Consider the following 16,497-nt stretch of genomic DNA (forward strand, 5'->3'; position numbering starts at 1 on the left):
TAAACATCCGAACCGGATCCACCGCGGTGCGTCCGTTATCGTGGCAATAGTTGACGTGCAGCTCTTCGTAGACAAAGCCAAAGTCCACCAACTCGTCCATTCTGCGCAGTAGATTATCTTTGGGAACTACCAGATTGTAGAGTTCCATATATGGGCTCAAAATAAAGCTTTGTTGCTTCGGGAGCACAGAGATCACCAGCCTTTGATGAGATACTTTGATTATACCGAAAAAAAGAGACAGACTCTTCAAAAAAATGAAGAATTGTCTCTTTCAGGACTAAGGGACTTTTTCAGTGGCCTCGCCTGAAGCAGGGGGCTTGCCGGATATACATATTTATTATGAATGAGGTTCATCAATGGGAGCCACTGTGAATTTGCCGTATTTGACACCTTTTAAACTGATGATCTGATCGCTCAGCACTTTAAGTTCCTTGGCTTTCCCTTTGACAACGATGAGTTCGAGGCAGTTACTCGGATCCAAGTGGAAATGGGTCGTCGCCAGGATGAGATCATGCATCTCATGCTGAAGATTGGATAACTCATCAAGGAGATTCCGGTGATGGTGGTTATAGAACAGCAAAATGCTGCCAGCTACCACTTTGTCGTCATCTTCAAGGAATTCCTTGACCAGGGCGTCACGGACCAAGTCACGGACCGCTTCGGATCGATTCTCATACCCTTTTGCTTTAATTGTCTCATCAAACTTTTCTAGCAGCTTGCCATCCATGGAAACGCCAAACCGTTTTAAATTGGAATCATTCATGACGCACCTCATAAAACAACTTTTTATAATAACTCTACCATAAATACGGCAAAAGCGGAATTTAGGTATGAAAATAGAGGCGTTCGTATCTAAAAGCTGATACGCATGATGGCTGATTCCCCGATGATACCGATTATTTCACAGTCCACTCTTCAATGTTCCACAGTACGCCGGCGCCGTGGTGCCCCAACGGGCGATTGCCGACTCCGCTTATTTTTTTGCTGACGCCATACAAGGCATCAACGTAGACAAGGAAATTGAAGGCAGGATCCTTCCGCAGCTCGCGCTGGAATTCAGCATAAAGATCTTTACGTTTGTCGCGCTCCGGTTCGATCCGCGCTTCGGTCAGCCTCTTATTAACCTTGTCATTACGGTATGCGCCGTAATTGTACAATCCGGTCTCAATCTGGCTGCTGTGGAATACGCGATACGTATGGTCGTCAGGATCAAATTCACTGCCCCATGCGATCATGAACGCGTCGATCTTGTCGAATTGAATCGCGCTCCAATTCAGCGGTTTCGGGTTGACGGAAATGCCGAGCGGCTTCAACTGGGTGCGAACCGCATTGGCTAACGCCACACGGACCGTATCTGTCGCTGGCGAGACCAAGTCGAACTCGAATCGTGTGCCGTCCTTCACGAGAACGTCGTCTGCGCCAGGCTTCCAGCCCGCCTTCTCCAGCAACGCTTTTGCTTCTTCGGGACGAAGCTCCGCCCCTTCCGGAGCCGGATCATTTGCCCAAGATTTCTGCAGCGGGCCGTATGCTGGTTGGCCTTTGCCGAACAGCACGCCCTGCACTAAGGCTTCGCGATCCAAGGCAGCGCTCATCGCCAGGCGGACTTGGGGATCTTGGAACAGCGGGTTGCGGAAATTGTACAGAATGCCGCGGTAATCGACTGTTGTTATCTGAAGCGCGGTGAACGGATCGGTATCCTTCACGCTGCCTTCTTGGTTGAGCTCCATGTAGGCTAAGTCGATCTCACCTGTCTTTAATTGCATCAACCGTGTATTCGGGTCCGTTACGGGCCGGATAATCATCTCGTCGATCTGCGGCTTCGTGCCGTGGAACTTGTCATTACGGACGAGAACAATCGACTGATCCGTCTTCCATTCTTTCAATTTGAATGGTCCGTTCCCGACAGGCTTGCGGTTGAATTCCGCCGTGTGGATCTCTTTGCCTTCCAATAGATGCTTAGGAAGCAGACCGAGCTTCAGCTTGTTCAAGAGCGGTGGAAACGGATCCTTCAACGTAATTTTCACCTTGTGCGGCTCAAGCACCTGGACCCGGTCGATCTCGTTAAAGTCGCTTTGAATCGGGGAATTTGTTGCCGGATTGAGCAGTGTGTCGAGTGTAAACTTGACATCTTCAGCCGTAAGCGGGTTCCCGTCCTCCCATGCGACATCTTCCCGCAGTACAAATGTATATTCCCGCTGATCGGTAGAGACCGTCCATTCCTTAGCAATGTCCGGAGCAACCTCATTATCGGAGGTTGGCTTCGTCAGACCGCGGAATAGGAGCGTATCGACATCCTGATCGCCGTTCAATACCGGATTGATCATTTCAACTTCGCTTTCCGTGCCGAATACGATCGTTTTCGGCGCTGCTGCTGACTGTGCAGCAGGAACGGATCCTGCCTGATCGCCAGATTGCGTTGAAGAACAGCCTAACATGGCAAGCAGACTTGCAATAGAGAACAACGCCAGCAGCAATTTGCATGTTTTCATCATGTGCATATAACTCCTTTAGTAATTTTTTTGTTCGAACTGTGGGCAAAGCCAGGAATCGCCGTCAGCAGCCGCTTCGTGTAAGGATGGTCGGAATGCGGAAGCAGAGCCGCTGGAAGCTGCTCGATAATCTCCCCCTGACGCATAACCATGACGCGATGACACAGCATCATAGCGGCACGGATATCATGGGTGATGAAGAGCATGGCCGTTCCTTGTCTTTCATTCATGTGCCGGAGAAGTGCAAGCATCTGTCTTTGCTGGGTCATATCCAGACTAGCGAAGGGTTCATCAAGAATGAGCAGACGCGGCTGAACAATCGAGGCGCGGGCCAGCGCAACTCTCTGCCGCATGCCGCCAGACAATTGGCGGGGATATGTACCAGCGAATTCCTCGCCGAGTCCGACGCTGTTGAGTGCGTGCTTGATGCGGGTGCGAGTCTCATCTTGCGAGAGCTTGCAGCCGTAATCCAATCCTTCTCCGACGATTTGGGCGACGGTCCAGCGCGGGTCGAAGGAGGCAAGCGGGTCTTGATGAACCCACTGTACGGAACGCGGCGGCTCTGTCTTGCTGCTCCAGCAGATGGATCCGCCGTCTGGTGTATCAAGCTGGAGCAGCAGACGCGACAAGGTGCTCTTGCCGCTGCCGCTCTCTCCGATGAGTCCCAACAATTCCGCTTCGCCGATCTGGAATGATGCGTTTCGCACGGCGTTTATCTGGCTTTTGGCTTTGCCCCAGCCACAATGGGCACGATACGATTTGCTTACATCCCGCACTTTAACGATGCTGCCGGATCCGATAGCCAGGCTTGCTTGATTCGACGCCGATAACGAAGCATAGTCAGCGAGCAGTGCTTTTGTATGTGAATGAGCAGGTCGGGTCATGATGTCCAGCTTCGATCCGGACTCGACGATCTCACCATGCTGCATGACGAGAACCTCATCCGCAATCTCGTCGACGACGCCCAGATCATGCGTAATGAAGAGGACACTTGCTCCGGTATGGCGATTCCAGCGCGAAATTAATCGCAGGATGTCAGCCTGTATGGGCATGTCCAAGGCGGTCGTGGGCTCGTCCGCGATAAGAAGCTTCGGCTCAGGAGCGAGCGCCAATCCTAGCTGGACGCGCTGCCGCATCCCGCCGGACAATTCGTGCGGATAGGCCCGATAGACGCGGTCCGGGTCGGGAAATTGCATTTCCCTGAGCAGCTGGAGGGCCCGTTCCTTCGCTTCGGACTTCGACAGCTTCGCATGTACGGCATACAGCTCTTGAAAATGGCTGCCGACTCTGTACAGCGGATCGAAGGTTCCGAACGTATCTTGAAAGACGATGCCGACCTGGCCCCCTCGGTACGATTGCAGCAGATGCTCCGACCACGTTCGTATGTCCTCCCCTTCGAACAGGATCGTGCCTGAACTTACATACGCTTCCTGTGGCAACATTCCCAACAGGGCTTGGGCAGTCAGGCTTTTCCCCGAACCGCTTTCGCCGATGAGAGCCGTCACCCTGCCTCGCAGTAGTGAGAAGGACAACTGTTTCAATACATCCTTCTTCATGGCACCGTCGTCAAAGGAAAGCGTGAGTTCATTCACACGCAGTAAATCGATCTCGGTAGGCATGTTCCTTCCTCCTTCTTCGGGAATGCTTCCGCTGCAGTTTTCTCACGAATATTTGTGCTTCCTTGTGCTTCTCGATACGGAAAGGCACTTTTTTGAACACGAGCTCTTCATTTCTTCGGATTGAATTGCGGGCTGCCATAGCGGCTCTGAAGCCAATCACCGAGGAAGGTAATAGCCAGCACCGTTAACACGATGCATGCTCCGGGGAAGGCGACTGCCCACCAGGCGCCTGTCAGCAGATGATTCTGTGCGCCTACGAGCATGTTCCCCCACGAAGCTTCATGCGGCGGGATACCGAGGCCTAGAAAGCTAAGCGTCGATTCGGACAAAATGGCATGGCCGACGCCGCTCGCCGACATGACCAGTATCGTCGGCAAGGAATGCGGAACCAAGTGGCGGACGAACAGCCGATAAGGCGAAGCGCCGACAACGATTGATGCTTGAATGAATACTTCTTCCTTGCGCTCGAACATTTCGGTACGGATGAGGCGGGCAAGCGACATCCAGCCCGTCAGGCCGATGACGAGGACGACTGTGAGCAGACCGGGGGAGAGGATGGCTTGTACTCCAATCATGATAAGCAAGCTCGGGATGCTGAGCAGCGTATCCAGAAGCCGCATCATGATCCGGTCGATCCAGCCGCCGTAGTATCCGCTTACGGTACCGTAGACGACACCGACGACGAGCGACACGAGCATAGCGGCGAATCCGACAGAGAGCGATACTCTCGCGCCGTACAACAAGCGAGTGAACACGTCGCGCCCCATTTCGTCCGTACCCATCAGATGATCTGGCCGCGGCGGCTGCAGAATGGATCCCAGATTGACATCAACCGGGTCGTGCCCGGTTGCATACGGTGCGGCGAACGAGAGCAGAAGCAAGAGACATAGATAGGCGCAGGCGGTGACAGCCAGCCATTTCGTCAGTTTCATGAAGCTGCTCCTTCCTTTACAAGCTGCCGCCGGATGCGCGGATTGAACCAGGCGCAGAACAGATCGATAAGCAAGCTGCCGATAATGACAACGAACGTGCCGAGCAGAATTACGGCGAAGAGTACCGGATAGTCTCGCGTCAGCGCCGATTTCAAGGACAGCATGCCAAGACCAGGCCAAGAAAACAGCGTTTCTATGACGACGGAACCAGCCATTGTCAACGATAATGACATCCCAATATACGTAAGAAACGGCAGTACTGAATTAGGTGCGATGTGACGGGTTACGATACGCAGGTAAGGAACGCCACGGGCTTCGAGCGCACGCACGAAGTCCTTTTCCTTTGTTATAAGGACATGATTTCGTAAAAGGCGTATGTAATAACCGATGTGTGATAAGGACAGAACGAGTGCGGGAAGCGTAATGTGGCGGAGCCACTCGCCGAATCCTCCATGCGGGTTTCCCATGCCTGCGATAGGGAACCAACCGAAATACAGAGAGAACACGAGCATGAACAGCAACGCTTGATAAAATGCGGGCATGGACATCAATAAGTAACTGAAGACGGTTACAACAACATCAGTCTTGGAAGCATGCCTGAGCCCGGTGTAGCTTCCAAGCAGCAGAGAGGCGAGCAGGGTAAGGAACGTCCCTGTCAGCATCAACTGCACGGTGGGGCCGACCGCATGATAAATGATGGTGCTGACGGGTTCCCCATTCAGATAGGAGCGTCCGAGTTCGCCGTGCATCACGTCTTCGAGCCATTTGGTGTACTGGATGTGAAGCGGTTCATCCAATCCGAGATTGCCGCGGATGCGCAACTGATCGGCAGGTGTCATCTTCTGGATGTTATCGCCATATAGAGCCATCGCCGGATCGCCGGGCAACAGGCGGATAAAGATGAAGACGATTACGCTGACGATCAGCAGTACGACTGCAGCCTCGCCAATTCGTGACAATACAAATCGAAGCACAACATCCTCTCCCAAGCCGTTAGTGGTATCACGAATTACACAATCTGTAACACTATAGCATGGTGTTACGAGTTAGTAAATATGTGATACTGTATAAATTTTCATATTGTATGTTTTTTTTATGAAATAGTAGGGGAGCCATATAAATTGAACGAAAGAAAGATCACCTTTCCATCCAATAACGATACGCTGCCAAGTACTTCTCTCCATTCTCCCACTCGTTCAGAAGGGGCATCCCTCCGTAGCTTCTTAGACGATGCAGCAACATCACCTTTAGATCACACCGCCTAGCACCTGAGACAGGCGGGAATCTTTGTTTACTGATCGAAGGGGAGAGTGATCGGAAGCGCCGAACAGAGAGAGTATCGTCTCTCCAATATCTTGAGATAAGTAACGAAGCGTATCAAACTCTAATCAAGTAAACGGACGCGGAAAGTTCCGGTAAAAAAGAAAAACAGGGGATATAAGCTCCCCTGTCTTCTCATGCGATATGTTAATGGACAATGGTTATTGTGGATTCGTGGTCCAAATGCCCGCCGTCTTGATGAAAATGCGCTCAGGCAGCTTCAAGGTAGCGAGTGCCAGATCGGCGACATCCTCTGGCTGCATCATCCGCTCCTCGTCGCCAATCTTGAGGCCGGCGTTCACGGCAAGCTCTGTGTTGACGGTGCTCGGTGTCAACGCCGTGACACGGATATTGTGCTTGCGCACTTCCTGCATCAACGCCTCGGTCAGGCCCATGACGGCAAACTTGGAGGCATTATAGGCGGAGCCCGTCGCAAATCCGCGTTCACCAGCGGTGGAGGCTACATTGATGATGCTGCCGGAGTTCTGTCCGATCATGGTTGGCAGCACGGCGCGCGTTACGTAGTAAGTGCCCATCAGATTGACCTGAATGATGCGCTCCCATTCTGCAGGATCCATCTCCAGAACAGTGCCGAACTTGGCGATACCGGCGTTATTTACCAAAATATCAATTGTGCCGAGTTCGTCTCGGATGGCGGCAACTGCCTTGTCCGCTTCCGCTTGCACGGAAATATCCGCTGCGGCGATGCTGACCTTCACGCCATACTCCTTCGTCAGTGAAGATTTTAGAGCTTCCAGATCGGAAGTCGTCCGGGCGACAAGTCCGAGATGCGTTCCTTCCTTCGCCAAGGCGATCGCGAGGGCTCTACCGATACCTTTGCCCGCACCGGTGATGAGAGCGACTTTGTTGTTTAAGTTCATTCCGTTACCGCTCCTTGTTGTGTATTGTGACTGACGACCAACTCATATTTATTCAGCGATGCGCCCAGCATGTATTCTTTGCTGTCTCCAGCTCCACGGTGCGAAGCGCGGAACGTTTCGCTGGATGTCCAATTGTGAAATGCTTCTTCATTCTCCCAGAGTGTGCACACTTTCAGTTCTTCTTCGCCTTCTTTACCTTCGCCAAGCCAAGCCTCCATGCGGACGAAGCCGGGCATTTGCTGTACGCCCTTCGCGTTCGCGAAGCGTTCCGCCACCTGCTTCCCGAATCCAGCTTTAATTCTGATTGTGTTTGTAACGACTAACATGCTCTCGCCTCCATTGCACTAATTTGCGCAGAATCGATTGCAGAAACGTAAATCCCTTATGTATAACTAGGACGGCTCTGCCGTTTCTGTAGTCTGCACTATCTATTATAACGGAACGGGAGTCCGAGATCATATATCACGTCTTTTTAGTATGCAGCCAAAAGTTCGACGCACTGTACCCTCATTGAAAGCAAGTCAGTTCGCCATTATCAAATGGAGAACAACCGCTGCCGGTAGCTGCGCGGCGCAATTCCCTCATACTTGCTGAAGCATGAGGTGAAGTAGGCCGCGTGACGAAACCCGACGTCCTCAGCGATGCGGGAGATAGTCAAATCGGTTTGCAGCAGCTACTGGGAACTATCGCTTTCCTAACGACAGGCTCATCGCGAAGTCGTGTACCAAAGATTTGAACTTTTTAGATGGAGTTGCTTTCGAGAATCGAGTTCAGAGATCCTATCGTAAATTTACAACGCAAAACTTTACAAATGTATCCAATTGTCTTAACCTTATAATAGATGCATATCCTTATATACTAAAGGAGGCGTTAAAGTGTTTAAAAAATGGTCCACATTCCTTGTTTTGTTGTTACTCTTATCAGCGATGGCCACTTCTGTTTGTACTGCCGCTACTGATCAAAGTTCTTCGAATGTAAATGAAAGCAAACATTCGACCCAACGGTTTTACTTAACTACTGACCCGGTCAAAAATCAAGATTTAATTAAGTCGTACGGGAACCTTTCTTTAAATGATAACATTAGCTACTTTTTGAATTCATCTACTTATGCTAGTTCTGACTACACTCTCCTGAATTCCTCCCCAACACAAGAAGGAGATGATTACTCTAATTTTTATGGTGTCGTGCGTTTGTACAAAGCAAAGGATGCGGGAAAACATAAGTTGTATGTTCTAGAACAAGTTTCTACGGCGTCAGGAATTACGAAAGATAGTAAATCTTCAGGAATATCGCAGTTGAAGTGGACATCATACTATTCCTCCGAAGGAGGTTCTATCAGCCTAAATGACTGGTCGCCAAAAGGGACTACAAAGCAAAAATCAACAAGTGCCTTCAATTGGGCCATCAACCCCTCGATTGAAGGGGTGAGTGTAGGTTCGATTGGTGGATCATTTCAATTGGATGAAGGACTGCTTGTAGCGGAACCAAGTACCAATACTTTCAGTGAGACTTGGACTGGGGATCCTGTAGTTCACCCTGCAAATGTAGCACAAGAAGGCGCAACAGCTTGGTTTGTTAAAAATGGAGATGAACCAGGTTTACAATTTTGGTGGCAATGGAATTGGTCATACAGCTACTGGTATTGATTTAAGGCTCTACACAAAAAAAACTTGAAAATTGATTATGATTGTGTAGTAGGATAACCCCCTCCTCTTTGAACTATCTGTTGAATGTGAGGCACCATAATTATGAAATGGATAAAATATATGTTTCTTTTATTAGTTATCATTCTTCTCAGCGCTTGTCAAAATTCAACCAAGGATAATTCAGACATAACGGCCAATGATAACTCAGAAAAGATAATTTTAACTGATAAAATTGATTCATCAATTTTGTATTACGAGATTAGGAATAAACCAACTTCTGAATTAATTGGGACCCAAGAAATATCAATACATCAGGAAGGTGATTACTATATACTCGATGAGAAAAGATTTTTGAAAAAGGAATTTTTGGTGGGGTTGGGAAAAGACTTACTTAACATAAAAAAATATAAGTTAAACTCTGAATATTCATTAGTGGATTTATCTGAAACAGAATATATAGATAACAAAGAACGGTATGAAAGAGAAGTTAGTACAAGAATTTCAGATAATTCAATTGTTATTGACACAAAATCTACTGAAATTACTCTAGATGGTAAAAATAATACTTCCAACGTACAAATTGCTTATCCTGATAATTATACGTTAAGTTCAGGCTCTTACTTTCAAATTCCATTTCTTATTAAGAACTTAAATGATAAGTATATTTTTTGCAATACATTGGACGGAAAAATTAATAGTTACATTAATAAAGGGAATGAAGACATAAAAAACTCTATATTAGGAAAAATTAATTCGATCGCATTAACTACTATGGATAATAAAGTGAAAATATGGATTGATCCAAACCTTCGCATCATATTTCAGATAGAGGAAGAAATTACAGATGAATCCATATTGGTTACCACTCTAAAGAAAGTTGAAACAAGAGCAAATAAATAAATGATCTCCTTCCTGGACTCTTTAATGAGATTTCGATAAAAAACGCTTTCAACTCTACCCAATTATTCAGATATATTCAAGCAAATTAGATTCAAGCAAATTAGAAGCTACAGCCAGAATGATAATACCTGGTCACAGTTTTCTACTTTGCTTTTTTGTTATTCCTATTTTACAACAGCACGTTTGTTGAATAACCACTAAATGGTAGGAAAAGAATCTCTAACCCGGCAAAATGTTTGTACCCCTACAAACTGAACCGAAAGGTGGCGACTCCATGAAAAAGTCTAACACGATCCTGACTATCCTTATTGCTGCTAACTCCTGAAAAAGTCACCTCTATCGGCACCTGGAGCAGGAAGCGGTGAGGGTTCTGTCGAAGTAAACGTATATGAAAAATCAAGTGGATACACTACTGCCTACAATTGAAGCTACGCAGAGCGATGCACGAAGCAGGAAGCATTTTCGATTGCAAAAAGTGCAGGCTATTTAGGTTGGATTCCTGATACATCGCATCAAGTATACCATCTATAATAATATCGTTCTATCTGCTTAGAGACGTAATTTTAGCGTTGTGACACCAGGGGAAAGCAGGAGGTTTGTTTTGTGAATGACGAACGGAATAAGTTTTCATTAGGTCTGCTGGCATGGCCTATTTTTGTAGAATTGTTTTTGCAGTTTTTGCTCGGAGCGGCGGATACGCTCATGGTCAGCCGCATTTCGGATGACGCAGTGGCGGTTGTCGGATTTTCCAACCAATTGTTCATGGCGCTGACGACGCTGTTCATGACGGTAGCCAGCGGGGCTGGCATTCTCATTGCGCAGAAGCTGGGATCCCGTCAAGAGAATGATGCTCGCACGATTGCGATTATGGCGGTGACGGCCAGTGCGTTTATTGGTGTTCTGCTCAGTCTGTTATTGTACGCGCAGCCGCGCGCTATCGCATCCGTGCTGCAGCTGCCTGATAACCTGCTGCCGCTTGCGGAAGTATATATTTCGATTGTGGGCGGGGGCATGGTGCTGACGGCGCTCATGTCCACCCTCAGCACAGTCATCCGCAATACCGGCAATACGAAAGGTCCGATGTATACGGCGATCGGCATGAATGTCGTGCACGTAATTATGAACTACGGGTTCATTTTTGGAGAATTCGGATTTCCGCAATGGGGCTTGACCGGGGTGGCGATCTCGACGCTCGTCAGCCGTCTGCTTGCTACCGTGCTGCTATTATATCTGTTTGTGCGCTCGTTCGAGCCAAGCATCCGCACGCGGGACTTGCTGACGTTCGATAGCAAGCTGTTCAAAGAGATTCTTCGCATCGGATGGCCGCTGGGCGTTAATATGTCCTGTTGGGTGTTCTCCCAGCTTGTCATCTTCACGTTCATCGCTTTGCTGGGAGCGAAGGAGCTGGCAGCACGGACGTATATGAATACGTTGGAATCGTACTGCTTCTTGCTCGGCAATTCCATCGCGCTCGCGGTTCAGATTCAGATTGCCCATTTGTACGGTGCAGGGCGCACGCGTGATGCATACAAGGTAGCGTATCGGGCACTTGGCGTCGGGCTTGCGCTGGTAGTGGTGAATGCGTTTATGATCTTCGTTTTCGGCAAATGGCTGCTCGGCTTATTTACGACCGACACGGACATTATTGCGCTCGGTGTTTCGCTGCTCGGATTCAATCTATTGCTGCAGCCGGGCAAGATGTTGAACATGGCGATTAACAACTCGCTCAATGCGGTCGGAGATACCCGGTTCACGATGCTTGCGTCGCTCTTCTCGATGTGGCTCATCGCTACGGCGCTGTCCTATGTGATAGGCATCGGATGGGGATGGGGACTGGCAGGCATATATATATGCATGATTGCTGATGAGTATGTGCGCGGATTTCTTGCCTTGTATCGTTGGAAGGGGAAAAAATATTTGCGCAGGGCGGAGCGTGCCAAAGAAGATAGCGGCTGTTCGTCCATAGCGGGGCGACCGGCGGCAGAAGTGTGACGGGTATAAAAGAGAGAGCGTGCAGCCGATAACAGGTTGCGCGCTCTCTTTGCGCTGTCAGTCCTCAATGGCCGCTTTCCGGGTGTTGATGCGCCGAATGAGGCCAGGATCGAATTTAGGCTTGCGGTCGTACGTGCACAGCCCGTTTACTTCCTGTTCGATATCATAAAGCTGCGTGTAACAGAAGCCGCACATCATCGGATGATCGAGCAGCGTACTCGTCAATTTCCCGTATCGCTCGATGAATTCGGGTTCGCTTGTCGGGCGGTCGCCGTAGCCTCAGCCATGCCCATCGGTTTGCCCCGGATTCCACCAGATACCACCGTATTCGCTTACGAAATACGGTTGGCCTTCATAGGCTTGACGCTCTGGAAAAGTGACGAACGCTGGTCCGCCGTGCTTCATTGGTTCATACTTTTCTCGGAATGTATCTGGATTCTGATCATAATCATGGACGTCAAAAATGTCAGTGACTACATGATAATTGCCGCTCGTATCGATGACAGGACGGGATGTGCTGGACATCGCGACCGGAGGAGGACATGTCGCGAATGCGCTCGCTCCGCTGGCTGAGAACGTGGTAGCGTACGATCTGACACCAGCGATGCTCGATCATGCAAGAAGGTTCATTGCCGGGAATGGCCATGGCAATGTGCAGTTCGTGCAAGGAGATGCGGAACGGCTGCCGTTTTCTGACTGTGCCTTCGATATGGTGACCTGCCGTATTGCGGCGCACCATTTTCCCGACGTGCTGGCGTTCGTGCAGGAATCCTGGCGCGTGCTTCGGCCTGGCGGCAGCTTTCTGCTTATCGACAACGTTTCTCCCGAGAATGACGCCTATGACGCATTTTATAATGCGGTCGAGAAGCGGCGGGATCCGAGCCATTGCCGCGCCTTGAAAAAAACAGAGTGGCTGCGCATGCTTGAGGAAAACGGGCTGAAGATCGAGTTAATGAGGACGTTCTCGAAACGATTCCATTATGGCAATTGGTTCGAACGCATGGGACGTCCGCAACAAGAGAAAGACGAGTTGGAACAGACGATGCTTGCCGCACAGGGAGAGATTCGACATCATTTTCGCATCGCGGTTGAAGAGGAACGTGTTGTTAGCTTCCCAGCTCGAAGCGAGAGAGCTTATGCTGCTCGAATCGGAAATGAAAAATCAGGGCAAGAGCATGCTTGTGGCTTATATCCTGTGGTACTTTCTCGGATTATTCGGCGGACATCGCTTCTATATGAAGAAGACGGGCTCAGCCGTGGCTCAGCTTATTCTGTCGCTAACGGTTTTTGGATTGATTGTGACTTCCATCTGGTGGATTGTAGACGCCTTTCTGCTTCACACATGGGTGCGCGAGAAGAACCAGTACACGGAAGGCATGCTTATGCAACAAATTCTGAATAACAAAGGGTTCAACTATTAATGAGGAACGGGGCATTTCATGATTTTGCTTCCGCGAAGCGGCAATTAAGTCTGAAGGAGCTGGCTATTCTCCAATCAGAGATGCGTCATCAGGAGAAATCGTTGGCGCTTGCCTACCTGATGCTCATCGGGGGGCATCTTGGGGTGCACCGATTCTATCTGCGCCGCTTCGGCTCCGCTTTCGTTCAATTGGCGCTCTTTGTTGCACTAATCGTATTCTATGTTTTGTTTGGCGTCATGACGGCTGGCGGGGAAATGGACGATCCGGTGTCGAATGTATTTTTGGCGTTGACGCTCGTTTCTTTTCTTGCATTGACCGTCTGGGTTATCGTGGATCTATTCTTGGTGAATAAGATGGTGAAGCAGTGGAACGAAGCCCGCGAAGCGGAAATCATCCATTATTTGATGAATAACCGTACTCCGGAACAACCGGGGAATCATTTATAAGAGCCCTACCGTAGCCGGTCTGCAGAGATGAACGGCTAAATAAGAGTGGCGCCACGAGACACATTCGTCCTTTCAGGAGAATGTGTCTTTTTGCGTGCCGGGAGATGTGCTGGCGCTGCTGCGCATTAATTGTGGCTCAAGGTGACATCCAACAAAAAAGCAGCCGTAGTCGGCTGCTGCTCAATTCCATATCTAGAACTCTATCAACAGTCTATCAAAAATAAAAATATAAGTCTATATTTTTATGCTCCTTTCTTTCATAATCAAACTACCGAAAGGAAGGAGTGATTGGATTGACATTGCATATTCCCGACAGATGGCTTGAAAGAGCAGGGCACTTTCCGCTTGTGGAACAATCGAAGCATTGGGAGTCGCTGCGGCAATGGTCTTTATCCGGGGTGTACCGCGTGACGTTGTTATCTGGAGCAACAGTCATCGCGAAGTGGTCTGGCGGCAAAATGAAGGGAGAACCTGACTTGTATAACGACGTGCTGGCTCCGCTTCACATCGAGCGGCCTTGCATTTATGCGGCGTTCGAAGATGAGACCGGCTGTTACATGATGATGGAGGACGTTGGCACGGATACGCTGGAATCCAAGCCTTCGGCAGACGCTTTTCTGCAAGCGGCTCGCCAGTTGGCTGTCATTCATCGCACCGCAACCTCATTTATGAAGGATGGGGCGTTGGCGGAAGAAGCTTTTCACCGACATTATAAAGGGGAAGATATGTTTCTGGACGATCTTGCCTATGTGACAAGCCACCCATTTTTCGCTGGCTCGCAGCGACAGGTGCTGGAACGACTTGTCCTCTTGTTCCCCGAGCATTTGGAACGACTGTACTCGGAGTATCCGGTCACGCTCGTGCATAACGACTATTTTCCGAAGAACATCATCGTGCAGGAAGAAGGGCAAGGGGTGAGGGTCATTGACTGGACAAACTCTTATCTAAGTCCTCATTTGGGCGATCTGTACGGCTTGAGTCAAGAAGCCGCGGCATACGGCGCATCAAGAGAGCAAATGCTGCAAGCCTATGCGGAAGCAAGCGGCCTCTATGGAAATGCCGAGCTGACATTGGACTGGCTCGTTCGCGTGGGAGGCGTGTGCTGGTTCATTCATACGATACGGTGGATTCTTGATTACGGGCGGCATGTCATTTCCGGTTCGGAGGCATGGATAGGCGATATGCTGCTCGACCTAGAGGAGCTCACGAACAGCATGTCCCGCTAGTTGCAGGCGAGGGGCGATACACAGAGAAAAAAAGGTCCGTCACACGATCGAGTCTGTTGGACGGACCTCCTCCTTTATTTTAACGTGATAGCAGTACCTCTTCGCTTTTCGAGGCTAAGTCCTTCAGCATGTCTACAATGCGATGTTCGATATCCTGATCAACTGTCTCGAGGCGATGCGTTGCGAAGGGAGTCAACCCTGCGAAGCTCCCGATCGCGACGGCGGTACCGGCTTCCTGAAACATCGGGATATCGTTCATATCGTTGCCGAAGCAAGTGAATTGCCTAGGGGCGATGCCATACGAACGGATAGCGGCCATTTTGTTGACACCTTGATTCGTAATATCGAGTATTCCTTCTGAGGAATGATAGTGAATCGTCACGTTCAACCCCTCCATCGTCTTAGCCAGCTCCTCAAAATGATCGCAGGACAGAACGAGCAGCTTCACCACATGCTTCAGATCGGTCAATTCTACGCGGCGGGCAAGCTGCAAGGCATCGACATTCATCAGAAACGGATGATCTTCTCCACAGTTATATGCATAATTCCACTCATCGTCGATCAAATATGATGCGTGATACGAATCCAAAATCCCGATAATTTCCCGTGCGAGCGCCTCCGGAATCGGGTTCACCGCTACAGGCTCTCCACCAAAATGCGTCATTGCGCCGTTGGCTCCGATCAATAGATTCTGGTGGAAGCGGCTATCGAGCACCGGCAGCATGTCCCTGCACGGTCTGGCGGACGCGAAGCCGATGACATGCCTGGAAGATTGCAGCTCGTGAAGACAGTCGAGGATGGTCTCAGACACGGGTTGACCTTTGAATGAAATGGTTCCATCAATATCGAAAATAAAATGCATTGCTAAATCCCTCTCTTTTGTATAATTCCTAGAATTCATGAAGTTTCTTAGTTCCTTTGAGTAACTTTACATTTGCGCCAACGATATAAATTGTACGACAGCGCAGTAACCGAAATATAGCCCGAATCCAATGAGCGAAACACCGGCAATGACGGAGATTCCCTTCATCAAGCGAGGGGTGACCGCCCTGCGGCTCACATGCACGACGGTGGATACTAAGAGGTCCCACACGCACACTCCGGCAAAAATCGCACCGCTGTACAATAACGCCTGACCGTTCCCCATCGTCTCCAGCGTCTTCGTAATGACAGACCCATAGATTCCTATCCAGAACACGATGTTCAACGGATTGGAGATCGCAATGAGAAAGCCGGACAGGAAGGATTTCCCGACATGCTCTTTGCGGGAGCCGCTGCTACTGATATCTATCCCTTTGCGGGCGTCGCGGATGCTCTCGTATCCGAGCAGCATAAGGACGGCAAAGCCCATTATCCAAATGAGCAACTTTGCCAGCGGTGTCGTCAAATAAGCGGCAGCACCAAAGTAGATAAGCAGCATGAACACGAGGTCAGCGCACATCGCGCCAATGCCGACGAACCATGCGTTCCAGAACCCATTGCTCAGTCCAGCCTTGATTTGCGCCACGTTGACGGGGCCGACGGGTGCAGACAGCGAAATTCCGAGCAAAACATAACTAATCCAAATGCTTGCCATAGTTGTTCCTTTCTCACGGTACGGAGTTGAAAAGTCTGGTATAATCATA

General features: G+C 49.5%; 18 protein-coding genes and 2 pseudogenes. 7 read left to right on the plus strand and 13 right to left on the minus strand.

The genetic code is table 11. The features are described from left to right. The 9 genes and pseudogenes from M3650_RS15630 to M3650_RS15670 form a co-directional block, all read right to left on the minus strand. Positions 1-187 (minus strand): transposase (locus tag M3650_RS15630; protein WP_483311747.1); only part of this gene is annotated, 187 nt, incomplete at its 3' end. A 150-nt stretch (positions 188-337) separates the two neighbouring features. Continuing rightward, positions 338-763, minus strand: a complete 426-nt coding sequence (gene nikR, locus M3650_RS15635; protein WP_019421515.1) for a nickel-responsive transcriptional regulator NikR — start codon at positions 761-763, stop codon at positions 338-340. Between the two features lie 133 nt (positions 764-896). Continuing rightward, positions 897-2,492: an ABC transporter substrate-binding protein gene (locus M3650_RS15640; RefSeq protein ID WP_251576105.1), complete on the minus strand. Its 1,596-nt coding sequence runs from the start codon at positions 2,490-2,492 to the stop codon at positions 897-899. Beyond that, positions 2,489-4,108 carry a nickel ABC transporter ATP-binding protein NikE gene (nikE, locus tag M3650_RS15645; RefSeq protein WP_251576107.1) on the minus strand — a complete coding sequence of 540 codons (1,620 nt, stop codon included), beginning with the start codon at positions 4,106-4,108 and terminating at the stop codon, positions 2,489-2,491. Before nikE ends, M3650_RS15640 begins: the two co-directional genes overlap by 4 nt. 107 nt (positions 4,109-4,215) lie before the next feature. Beyond that, a complete protein-coding gene (locus M3650_RS15650; RefSeq protein WP_251576109.1) occupies positions 4,216-5,040 on the minus strand; it encodes an ABC transporter permease in 825 nt (274 codons plus the stop codon). After that, positions 5,037-6,014 (minus strand): ABC transporter permease, encoded by a 978-nt coding sequence (locus M3650_RS15655; protein WP_251576111.1) that lies wholly within the window; start codon positions 6,012-6,014, stop codon positions 5,037-5,039. The genes M3650_RS15650 and M3650_RS15655 overlap by 4 nt, the downstream gene beginning before the upstream one ends. 507 nt (positions 6,015-6,521) lie before the next feature. Continuing rightward, positions 6,522-7,241 (minus strand): 3-ketoacyl-ACP reductase, encoded by a 720-nt coding sequence (locus M3650_RS15660; protein WP_233697723.1) that lies wholly within the window; start codon positions 7,239-7,241, stop codon positions 6,522-6,524. Next, a complete protein-coding gene (locus M3650_RS15665; protein WP_019421504.1) occupies positions 7,238-7,567 on the minus strand; it encodes an antibiotic biosynthesis monooxygenase in 330 nt (109 codons plus the stop codon). The genes M3650_RS15660 and M3650_RS15665 overlap by 4 nt, the downstream gene beginning before the upstream one ends. A gap of 209 nt (positions 7,568-7,776) precedes the next feature. Next, positions 7,777-7,914: pseudogene (locus M3650_RS15670) on the minus strand (AraC family transcriptional regulator); the annotation flags it as partial. 202 nt (positions 7,915-8,116) lie between these two features. Between M3650_RS15670 and M3650_RS15675 the strand changes: the two are divergent. The 3 genes from M3650_RS15675 to M3650_RS15685 all read left to right on the plus strand — a co-directional run bounded on the left by M3650_RS15675 (position 8,117) and on the right by M3650_RS15685 (position 11,779). Continuing rightward, positions 8,117-8,887 carry a hypothetical protein gene (locus M3650_RS15675; protein WP_019421502.1) on the plus strand — a complete coding sequence of 257 codons (771 nt, stop codon included), beginning with the start codon at positions 8,117-8,119 and terminating at the stop codon, positions 8,885-8,887. 102 nt (positions 8,888-8,989) lie between these two features. After that, entirely contained in the window at positions 8,990-9,787 is a 798-nt protein-coding gene (locus M3650_RS15680; protein ID WP_251576113.1) for a hypothetical protein, read from the plus strand. A 603-nt stretch (positions 9,788-10,390) separates the two neighbouring features. Continuing rightward, complete coding sequence (locus M3650_RS15685) at positions 10,391-11,779, plus strand: MATE family efflux transporter (protein ID WP_251576115.1); 1,389 nt, start codon at positions 10,391-10,393, stop codon at positions 11,777-11,779. 57 nt (positions 11,780-11,836) lie between these two features. On the opposite strand, the gene M3650_RS15690 is transcribed toward M3650_RS15685, so the two are convergent. Further along, positions 11,837-12,004 (minus strand): hypothetical protein, encoded by a 168-nt coding sequence (locus M3650_RS15690; protein ID WP_251576117.1) that lies wholly within the window; start codon positions 12,002-12,004, stop codon positions 11,837-11,839. 54 nt (positions 12,005-12,058) lie between these two features. Further along, positions 12,059-12,304 carry a hypothetical protein gene (locus M3650_RS15695; RefSeq protein WP_251576118.1) on the minus strand — a complete coding sequence of 82 codons (246 nt, stop codon included), beginning with the start codon at positions 12,302-12,304 and terminating at the stop codon, positions 12,059-12,061. Here M3650_RS15695 and M3650_RS15700 point away from each other — a divergent pair. From M3650_RS15700 to M3650_RS15715, 4 genes and pseudogenes are all read left to right on the plus strand, one after another. Further along, positions 12,279-12,665: pseudogene (locus M3650_RS15700) on the plus strand (class I SAM-dependent methyltransferase); the annotation flags it as partial. The gene M3650_RS15695 and the pseudogene M3650_RS15700 overlap by 26 nt on opposite strands. Positions 12,666-12,954: 289 nt before the next feature. Further along, the gene (locus M3650_RS15705; protein WP_311295090.1) at positions 12,955-13,200 is read left to right on the plus strand and encodes a TM2 domain-containing protein; all 246 of its coding nucleotides are present in this window, start codon (positions 12,955-12,957) and stop codon (positions 13,198-13,200) included. Continuing rightward, positions 13,200-13,646 (plus strand): NINE protein, encoded by a 447-nt coding sequence (locus tag M3650_RS15710; protein ID WP_251576121.1) that lies wholly within the window; start codon positions 13,200-13,202, stop codon positions 13,644-13,646. The genes M3650_RS15705 and M3650_RS15710 overlap by 1 nt, the downstream gene beginning before the upstream one ends. A 293-nt stretch (positions 13,647-13,939) precedes the next feature. Beyond that, entirely contained in the window at positions 13,940-14,872 is a 933-nt protein-coding gene (locus M3650_RS15715; RefSeq protein ID WP_251576123.1) for a phosphotransferase family protein, read from the plus strand. 79 nt (positions 14,873-14,951) lie between these two features. On the opposite strand, the gene M3650_RS15720 is transcribed toward M3650_RS15715, so the two are convergent. Both M3650_RS15720 and M3650_RS15725 read right to left on the minus strand, forming a co-directional pair. Then, a complete protein-coding gene (locus M3650_RS15720; RefSeq protein WP_251576126.1) occupies positions 14,952-15,734 on the minus strand; it encodes an HAD-IIB family hydrolase in 783 nt (260 codons plus the stop codon). A 66-nt stretch (positions 15,735-15,800) separates the two neighbouring features. Then, positions 15,801-16,448, minus strand: a complete 648-nt coding sequence (locus M3650_RS15725) for a LysE family translocator (protein WP_019421492.1) — start codon at positions 16,446-16,448, stop codon at positions 15,801-15,803. Between the last annotated feature and the right edge of the window lie 49 nt (positions 16,449-16,497).

It is taken from the genome of Paenibacillus sp. MER TA 81-3, assembly GCF_023713585.1.
GTDB lineage: Bacteria > Bacillota > Bacilli > Paenibacillales > Paenibacillaceae > Paenibacillus_B > Paenibacillus_B profundus.